11 protein-coding genes and 2 tRNA genes are annotated in these 7,490 nt (G+C 64.9%); 7 read left to right on the top strand and 6 right to left on the bottom strand.

Annotation, left to right across the window (positions count from 1 at the left end):
- Window positions 1-85: 85 nt before the first annotated feature.
- Window positions 86-161: transfer RNA gene (locus E1266_RS33650), tRNA-Ala, on the top strand.
- 49 nt (window positions 162-210) lie between these two features.
- Here E1266_RS33650 and E1266_RS39980 read toward each other — a convergent pair.
- The 3 genes from E1266_RS39980 to E1266_RS33635 form a co-directional block, all read right to left on the bottom strand.
- Window positions 211-345, bottom strand: coding sequence for a hypothetical protein (locus E1266_RS39980; protein ID WP_279436369.1), 135 nt, complete (start codon window positions 343-345; stop codon window positions 211-213).
- Between the two features lie 232 nt (window positions 346-577).
- The gene (locus E1266_RS33640; RefSeq protein ID WP_132054045.1) at window positions 578-880 is read right to left on the bottom strand and encodes a hypothetical protein; all 303 of its coding nucleotides are present in this window, start codon (window positions 878-880) and stop codon (window positions 578-580) included.
- 177 nt (window positions 881-1,057) lie between these two features.
- A complete protein-coding gene (locus E1266_RS33635) occupies window positions 1,058-1,351 on the bottom strand; it encodes a hypothetical protein (RefSeq protein WP_132054043.1) in 294 nt (97 codons plus the stop codon).
- 349 nt (window positions 1,352-1,700) lie between these two features.
- On the opposite strand from E1266_RS33635, the gene E1266_RS33630 reads away from it, so the two are divergent.
- From E1266_RS33630 to E1266_RS33620, 3 genes are all read left to right on the top strand, one after another.
- Window positions 1,701-2,555 carry a DUF5919 domain-containing protein gene (locus E1266_RS33630; protein ID WP_165966309.1) on the top strand — a complete coding sequence of 285 codons (855 nt, stop codon included), beginning with the start codon at window positions 1,701-1,703 and terminating at the stop codon, window positions 2,553-2,555.
- The gene (locus E1266_RS33625; RefSeq protein ID WP_347876765.1) at window positions 2,531-3,349 is read left to right on the top strand and encodes an inositol monophosphatase family protein; all 819 of its coding nucleotides are present in this window, start codon (window positions 2,531-2,533) and stop codon (window positions 3,347-3,349) included. The genes E1266_RS33630 and E1266_RS33625 overlap by 25 nt, the downstream gene beginning before the upstream one ends.
- Before the next feature lie 193 nt (window positions 3,350-3,542).
- On the top strand, window positions 3,543-3,839 hold the full coding sequence (locus E1266_RS33620; RefSeq protein ID WP_132054037.1) for a hypothetical protein: 297 nt from the start codon (window positions 3,543-3,545) through the stop codon (window positions 3,837-3,839).
- A gap of 515 nt (window positions 3,840-4,354) precedes the next feature.
- On the opposite strand, the gene E1266_RS33615 is transcribed toward E1266_RS33620, so the two are convergent.
- Window positions 4,355-4,714: a hypothetical protein gene (locus E1266_RS33615; RefSeq protein WP_132054035.1), complete on the bottom strand. Its 360-nt coding sequence runs from the start codon at window positions 4,712-4,714 to the stop codon at window positions 4,355-4,357.
- Window positions 4,715-4,981: 267 nt separating this feature from the next.
- Here E1266_RS33615 and E1266_RS33610 point away from each other — a divergent pair.
- A tRNA-Ser gene (locus E1266_RS33610) sits at window positions 4,982-5,044 on the top strand.
- Window positions 5,045-5,100: 56 nt separating this feature from the next.
- Here E1266_RS33610 and E1266_RS39975 read toward each other — a convergent pair.
- A complete protein-coding gene (locus E1266_RS39975) occupies window positions 5,101-5,361 on the bottom strand; it encodes a tyrosine-type recombinase/integrase (RefSeq protein WP_165966308.1) in 261 nt (86 codons plus the stop codon).
- A 660-nt stretch (window positions 5,362-6,021) separates the two neighbouring features.
- Here E1266_RS39975 and E1266_RS33600 point away from each other — a divergent pair.
- Both E1266_RS33600 and E1266_RS33595 read left to right on the top strand, forming a co-directional pair.
- The gene (locus tag E1266_RS33600) at window positions 6,022-6,384 is read left to right on the top strand and encodes a translation initiation factor IF-2 N-terminal domain-containing protein (protein ID WP_132054031.1); all 363 of its coding nucleotides are present in this window, start codon (window positions 6,022-6,024) and stop codon (window positions 6,382-6,384) included.
- 227 nt (window positions 6,385-6,611) lie between these two features.
- Complete coding sequence (locus E1266_RS33595; RefSeq protein ID WP_132054029.1) at window positions 6,612-6,971, top strand: hypothetical protein; 360 nt, start codon at window positions 6,612-6,614, stop codon at window positions 6,969-6,971.
- 238 nt (window positions 6,972-7,209) lie between these two features.
- Here E1266_RS33595 and E1266_RS39040 read toward each other — a convergent pair.
- On the bottom strand, window positions 7,210-7,490 hold a 281-nt coding region (locus E1266_RS39040), incomplete at its 5' end, for a hypothetical protein (protein ID WP_207946076.1).

Genomic DNA, 7,490 nt, shown 5'->3' with positions numbered 1-7,490 from the left:
TAAGAGACAGCCCCGACCTCCTCCTCCCGGCCCCCGCCGGTGACACGTTGACCGCCGACCACCGGTAGGCTGGTCCCCGCCGCACGGGGCCTTAGCTCAGTTGGTAGAGCACCGGCTTTGCAAGCCGGGTGTCAGGGGTTCGAATCCCCTAGGCTCCACCAGCCAAAGAGCCCAGGTCAGAACCGCAGTTCCGGCCTGGGCTCTCGCCTCTCAGGATCTCTTCTTCCGCTTCCGTGCCCGTTGCGTGCCCGATCGCTTCTTCCCCTTGAGTTCAGCCTTGGCCATGGCGCTCAGGGTGTCGGCGATCTCCCGGTGCCGCTCGTCCGTCGCGTGCAGGTAGATCATCGCCGCGCAGTAACTCGCATGGCCGGAGCAGGAGACTCGAGTGCCTCGGACATCCGGGTCGCAAGCTCCATGGGCGTCGCCGCTTCGAGGAGCACCCACCGCGCCGCCCATGGCAAGACAGCCCACCAACGCAACGTGTGGTGCCCGAACCAGACCGACGAGCCAGGGAACCGGCGTTGCAGGGTGACGACTGCTGCGGTCACATCGTCCGGTGCGTCCCCGGCCCACGGCATCACGGCCGGTGCCCCGGCGGGTAGGAGGCGGCCGGTTCGGTCATGAACGCGCTGATGCGGTCGGCGGCCACGTCCAGGTCCTTCACCGGGTGCAGGTTGTCCACCCGCCACCAGGAGACCACTCCTTTGCGGCGGTTCACCACGACATAGCCGACGACATCTTTGGTCGTCCCGCCGGGCCGGGTGATCGTCAGTCCGGGTATCGCGTCGCGCATCTGCACGCACAGGCCACGGGCGATCAAGGCCCGGCACAGGGCGCCCAACACGCGCAGTTCGGCGTCGCGGGACAGCGAAGGACTCATCACCTGTTCTCGCTTTCGTTGGAAGCAGAGCCGGAGGCGCGGGGCCAGGTCCGTCCCTCCCACACGCGTGACCTGCTGGGGGAAACGGGGGGCGATCACGCGACGGACCGTCCTCGCCGCGCCGCCGGCTCTGCCGTTCAATGCGCCATAGCCAGCACTCAGGCCAGCCGCACAGCGCTAGTCGAAGTGGTCGTTCGCCGAGCCGTTGAGCTGCCCGGCCTGTGCATTCACGAAGCGAGCGACCTTGCCCGCCGCGCCTGGCACGTCATCGACCGGGTGCTTGCTGTCGTCGCGTCGCCAGGTGAACGTTCGACCCGAGGCCGCGACGAACACCCACACGAACAGGCCCGGATTAGCCGTAGCCACCAGCAGCCCCGGCATCGCTTCATCCAGCCGGACGGCCAGGCCCAGACCCAGGAGGGAGGCCCGCAGATCAGCCAGAAGCCGCAACTCGACATCCCGCGCGTTCACGACTCCGCACCGTCCCGCCGACCGGACGCGCGACCCGACCCCAGGCAGTCAGGGCAGGAGTCGCGACGGCTGTCAGCCGGAACGCCCGCCACGTGCCCCGGCGTCAACGTCCGCCGCGCCACACGCCGCTTGAACCCGCGGCCCCTGCAAGAGGTGCAATCGCTCGCCATGACGACACCGTGCCAACAAGTCACGTTGCGTCACGACGCCATGATCATCTCGTCTCGCACATCAACGTCTTACAACCGTCTCGACTTTGTCTCGTCTTCGACGTCACGCCGCGCCTAGCCTGGTGAACGTCGCCCAGAGAGGACGGCCGGTGTCTCCCCAACCGATCCTGTTGCAAGTCGTGATCCGCCAGCACCGCCTACAGCGATACGGCATGTTCCAGGCCGCCTACAACGAGGCCGCCAAGAAGGTCTCGCCCGAGCTGGCGGGCACCGCACCGAGCCGCGCCCAGCTCCACCGCTGGACATCCGGGGAACTCAAACGCCTTCCCTACACGGATCACTGCCGGGTCCTGGAGGCGATGTTCCCCGAGTGGACGGCCGACGAGCTGTTCGCGCCATGCCCGTCTCACGTCCTGGCCGACGAGCCCGCCGCCCACACCCGCAGCGACGAGCGCGCCGACCTGGAGTCGACCGCCGACCGAGTCGGCCCGAACCCGTACGCCGACGTCACCGCCGTATTCGCCACCCGAGCCGAGTTCTCATTCGCGCACCCGCCGCACGCCCTACTCGACGGCGCGAGCAGCATCCGGGCCGCCGGCCTCTCCCTCAACATGCTGTGCCAGCAGTACCCCGACCAGCGTCTCTACCGGCTCATCGAGGACGGCACCACCCTGCAAGCCCTGTTCCTGGACCTCGAAGGCAAGGCCATCCGAGCCCGCGAACAGGAAGAGGGCTACACAGACAACCACCTCACGACCCTTACACGCCTGAACATCGAGGTCCTGACCCGCCTACGCAAGCGCCTATCGCCCGAGGCCCAAGAGCGACTGTCCGTCGCCGTCTACGACGAGACGATCCGCTTCAACATCACGCTCATCAACGACAAGCTATGCGTGATGCAGCCCTACCTACCGAACGCCCGCGGAGTCGACTCGCCCACGTTCCTCGCCGAGCGCAACTCGACCGGCACCGGCCTGTATGGGACGTTCGAAGAGATCTTCAACTCGCTATGGGAACGAGGCCGAACCGTATGACCGACGCACCAGCCGCACTACTACCCGTCGCACTCCAAGCAGCGGAGATAGCCAGTGACCTAGTGCGCACCCGCGTCCCCGGTCTGCTTACCGCCAAGGGTGACCGCGACATGGCCAGCGAAGTCGACCATGCCGTAGAACGCGCGGTTCGGGACTACCTCAAAGAACGAACCCCCGACATCGCCATACTCGGCGAAGAAGAAGGCATTACCGGCGACACTGCTGGCGACCTCATGTGGGCCATCGACCCGGTCGACGGCACCGCCAACTTCGTACGCAACATCCCGCTCTGCGGCTTCTCACTCGGCCTGATCGAACGAGGCCGTCCCGTGGTAGGCGTCATCGACCTACCGTTTCTAGGCACCCGCTACCACGCAGCCCAGCACACCGGCGCCTACCTCGGAGACCGCCGCATCCAAGCCAGCATGACCACCGACCTCAAAGACGCCATCGTTGCCATCGGTGACTACGCCGTAGGCGAGAGAGCCGAAGCCAAGAACCGCCAACGCATAGCCCTTACCGAACGCCTAGCCGCCAACGTCCAACGAGTCCGCATGCTCGGCTCAGCCGCTATAGATCTTGCATGGGTCGCCGAAGGCAAACTGGACGCCAGCATCACACTCTCAAACAAGCCCTGGGACACAGCCGCAGGCGTCATCATCGCCCGCGAAGCCGGAGCCAAAATAACTGACCAATACGGCACAAACCACACATTTTCCTCAAATGCAACCATTGCTGCGAATCATTCACTTGAATCTGTCTTGCTTTCCCTCGTTGCGTCAATGTATAAATAGTCTTCCATAGTCTATGGAGAGGTAGGGGGCGTGGGTGTGACGAGCCTAATCGTGGCATGTGTTGCAGTATTGATATCAGCTGTTACAGCCGTCTACTTTTATCAGCAGGCAAGCGCTGCTCAGGATTCGGCGGCGTCGGCGATAAGCCAAGCACGGGCGGCCAACGGGATTTCCTATCGGAGAGGCCAAGGTCTTGAAGGATGGAATCCCGATGCTCCCGCCGGGACGTCGAATAGAGCTATTCTTTGACACGGGTCCCGATCGCAAGGATTGCGGACTTCCCAGTATCTACGAAGTGATTGTTAATTGTGACGGGCCATTTGGTGCGGTAGAGCCGATGAAGTACACCATCGATGTGGATGCCCTCATTGGTGCAATGCATCTAAATGAGAAGACCGTGCATGATGGCGTGAAGACTCTCGAAAAGCTACATCGTGACATGAAATCGATTGCGCAGAAGATCGATCGACTGGGCGGTGAAGAATCATGACGCTGCCGCGCTGGTGAGTCGCTGCCGAATTGGGCTGTTTGAGGTCAAGGGGCGGCGGCGCTCGGGCCGCTGCGCGGCCAGCGCCAGGCCGCCCGGAGCGTGCGGCGTGGGCGCCGGTCACCGGACGGCCGCGCCGGGCCACGCATCGCGCCACGCCCGCCAGCCCCGCCCCGACCGCTCACCGCAGGGGCGCGCCACCGCCCTGACGAGTCGACGCCGGAGCCTCTGAGCCCGTTTCGGCGATGAGCACCAGGGCGTGACCGTGATCGAGCGCCATTGGAGGCCGCGGGGGGAGATTGCCGGAAGATCGGCTGAGCGTGCGCTACTGGGGAACCCCGTGGTTCCCCAGACCCTCCTGGAGCCGGAGGGCGCTCCCGCGCGAATCTGTCTGTCTCGGGGTTCGCGCCGTTCGCGCGGGAGCACCCCCCCGGACCGGTCCGTTCGTCCGTTGCGGAGCGCAGGACGACGGCAGACGGGAAGCTCGGGCAGGGCACTGCGCGCGAGAGCGCACCCGGTCACCAGACTCCGAGCCGCATGACGTTCCACGAGAGACGAATGACGGGACGCGTCTGCAACCGCAACGGATCAAGGTCACCAGTCGCGAAGAGCAGGACCAGGCCCTCATACTCGTCCCGCTTCTCAACGGTGAGGCTCTCCAACCTGCGGAGCCGACCAATCGACATGGTCTCTTCACCCGCCTCGTACATCGTCAGGTACGCCTCACCCGACGTGGGATCGAGCGAGAAGAGCACTTCACGAGTTCCTCGCCGGAGACGGAACGACTGAAGCCCGACAGGCCAAGGCATGTCCTCGAACTCCGAGAACGGTTCGTCTTCGAAGAGCCAGATCAGGTCCGCAAGGTCGGGCATCTCCATGGGACAGACGTTATAGGCAGCCGGAGAGCCCAGCAGCATGGCGAGGAGCAAGATCCGGAACATACGCGGAACAGCACAAGGATCAGCAACGGAGAGCACGCGTCCGCTCGCAGGTCAGCGCCTGGATGCAACCGAGATGAGTCAGCGCCCTCCGGAGCCGTGTGCGTGCCCGTTGCGTGCCCGATGGGGCGGTGATCAAGGGGGACTCACGGTCACTTGCGGGGAGATCGCCGAGGAGGCCCAGGTCAGCGGTTCGCCAGGTCGGGCGGAGGGTTCATGATCGGCTTTGCAAGCCGGGTGTCAGGGGTTCGAATCCCCTAGGCTCCACCAGCGAAAACGCCCCCGACCGGAGCATGGACGGGGGCGTTCGTGCAATTAGCGTGCAATTAGGCCACCGGGACGAGCACGCCGGTAGGGCCGTCATCCTCGCCGCCGTCCCGCTCCGCTTTGATCTTGTCGTTGAGCGCGTCAGCGATGGCATGGCCCGCCTCCGAGGTGGCGTGTTGGTAGATCATGGCCGCCCGCACGCTGTCATGTCCCATCCGGTCCATGAGGTCACGGAGACTCGCCCCGCTCTGCGCAGCCAGGGTGTTGCCCGTGTGTCGGAGGTCATGGAAGTGGAGGTTCCGGAGGCCGAGCGTTTCCACGGCCAGAGCCCACCGTGACGCCCGCCGGAAGTTCCCCCGTCGCAGCACTCCGCCGTTAGGCCGGCGAAGATGAGCGCTGAGGGATCCTCGCCGACATGCTCCCGCAGGTGGTCTTGGACGAGGGAAGCGATGCCCGCCAGGAAGTTCACGGTGCGCTTTCCCGCCCAAGACATGGGAGGCCCGATCACCAGGTTGCCGGAGTCGAGTTCGAGGTATTGCCGCCGGATGGTCACCGTGCCGACCCTTGTGTCGACATCCCGCCGACGCAGCGCCACCGCCTCACCCCACCGGAGACTTGTGAAGGTCGCCAGCAGGACGAGGGCGCGGTACCGGTCGTCATGGTCGACAGCGGCGTATCCCTCGATGGCCAGGTTACACAGCACACGTTCCGCTGCCTGGCGGTCATCAAGGGGGCGGCGGCGCTCAGACCGTTGCGCGGCCCCGCGCGAGACCGCCGGAGCGTGCGGCGTGGGCGCCGGTCACCGGACGACCGCGCCGGACCGCGCACCCTGCCACCGCCGCCCCGTCCGCAGTCGCCGACGGTCACCGGGTCCGCGCCGCCGACCCGTACCTTGTCGGCGTCCCATGGGGGCTATCTGGCCCGCCCGCGCGTCATACTCTGGTTCCGGCTGAGCCAATCTATGGACAGGAGCTGATGCGATGACGATGCGTATCTACGAACTCGCAAAGGAACTCGACGTCGAGACCAGGGTAATCCTGAACACCATGTATGAGCTCGGCCTTTTCATACGCAGTGCGGCATCGTCCATCACACCAGAAGAAGAGAAGCAGATCCGCGAAAAGCTTCACGTGATCCGTGACAAGGGCCAAGGGTTCGCGCCGCCGCCCGAGTACCGGCTGACCGCAAGGGCTGCGGCTCCAACACGCCTCCGGCGGGGCCTCCGACTCTGGGAAGCCCCGACCGCTCCCGTGACGGTCGTCGATGGCTGGGGGAAGTTCAGGCGGGCGCGGTTTGCGGCGACCGGCTTCGGGGGTCGTGCGTTTGGGATAATTCGCGGATGACCAGCCCGCAGGAGGACGCGCCGCAGAGACATGACCCATGGCGGTCACCTCGAGCGGAACATGCGGTTCCTGCGCCGTCGCGGCGGTCTTGCTATCGGACTCTCGCCGTCGTGGTGGTGTCTACGCTCGTCCTCGCCCTGTTGGCTCTCGGCGCGAGATGGGCGCTCTCGGGCGGGCTGTATGGGTGTACTGGTCGCGATGAGCGGCTTGCATCTACTTTGAGTCGATTGGACGTTCTGAGGCTGCATCCGCGTGGTGCCACGCTCCAGGACCAATACTCTGGCTGTGATGAGGACGACGGCTTTGCCTATGCCGGGCGCCAATATCGCCCTACATCCAATGAGGAAAGCGTCCTTGCTTTTTATCGAACTCAGGCGCTGGCGGCCGGGTGGAAGTTGTTGGAGGAGAACGCGACGCCGATTCCTCCAGTGGGGCTGGTGGGGTCGGCGTCGCGTCTCTGCTTCACCAAGGCCCTCAACGATGTGACCGGCTATCTATCCGTGTGGTTTCCCAGCGACTTCGGTGACAACACCACCGACTTCAGTGTCGAGGTGACAGCCAGTCACGACGGATCGGCGTGGTGCTGAGGTCCCCCTGTCGGCCAAGTTGGGCGGGAGGCGACGTGGCTACCGCAACGGAACGCCTCAGCGGACACTCCGGCGCTGGAGTCAGGAGCGAGTTAGTGCTCAGGCGGTTTCGAAGATCCACGGGACCTTCGCCATTTTGTGGCTGGGCTGAGCGTCTATGCAGGTCAGTGGTTTCTGCAGGTCCTGGTCCTGCTGCGGGGTGTAGGCCCGGGTTCGGGGTGTGAGCAGGGTGCGGGGGTCAGGGGCGTCTTGAGCGGGTCTTGATGCGGCGGACGGTGTCGATTATGGCTCCGATTATGATGCCTGCTATGGCGCCCATGAGGCCGGTGCCGATTGCGCTGTCACCGGATTCGTAGCTGTTGCCGAACCATCCCCAGGTCGCTCCCAGGGCTGCGCCTGCCAGTAGACCAAGCAGCCATCCGAAACTCATTCGCATGGGGAAACTCTCAGACGTTGACGACAAGTTTCCGTGAGTATGCAGTGGTTGTTGATCTTTGTCGAGTTGGGGCGGGCCGATAT

It is taken from the genome of Actinomadura sp. 7K534 (assembly GCF_004348575.1).
Lineage (GTDB): Bacteria > Actinomycetota > Actinomycetes > Streptosporangiales > Streptosporangiaceae > Spirillospora > Spirillospora livida.
Note: the sequence above shows the minus strand (reverse complement) of the source record. Positions and strands in the feature narration are given on the sequence as shown.

Excerpts from the sequence above, each read along its gene's own strand:
- E1266_RS33600 (WP_132054031.1), top strand. The coding sequence starts at position 6,022 with ATGACGATGCGTATCTACGAACTCGCAAAGGAACTCGACGTCGAGACC.
- E1266_RS33625 (WP_347876765.1), top strand. The coding sequence starts at position 2,531 with ATGGGAACGAGGCCGAACCGTATGACCGACGCACCAGCCGCACTACTA.
- E1266_RS33640 (WP_132054045.1), bottom strand. The coding sequence starts at position 880 with ATGAGTCCTTCGCTGTCCCGCGACGCCGAACTGCGCGTGTTGGGCGCC.
- E1266_RS33615 (WP_132054035.1), bottom strand. The coding sequence starts at position 4,714 with ATGGAGATGCCCGACCTTGCGGACCTGATCTGGCTCTTCGAAGACGAA.
- E1266_RS39980 (WP_279436369.1), bottom strand. The coding sequence starts at position 345 with ATGATCTACCTGCACGCGACGGACGAGCGGCACCGGGAGATCGCCGAC.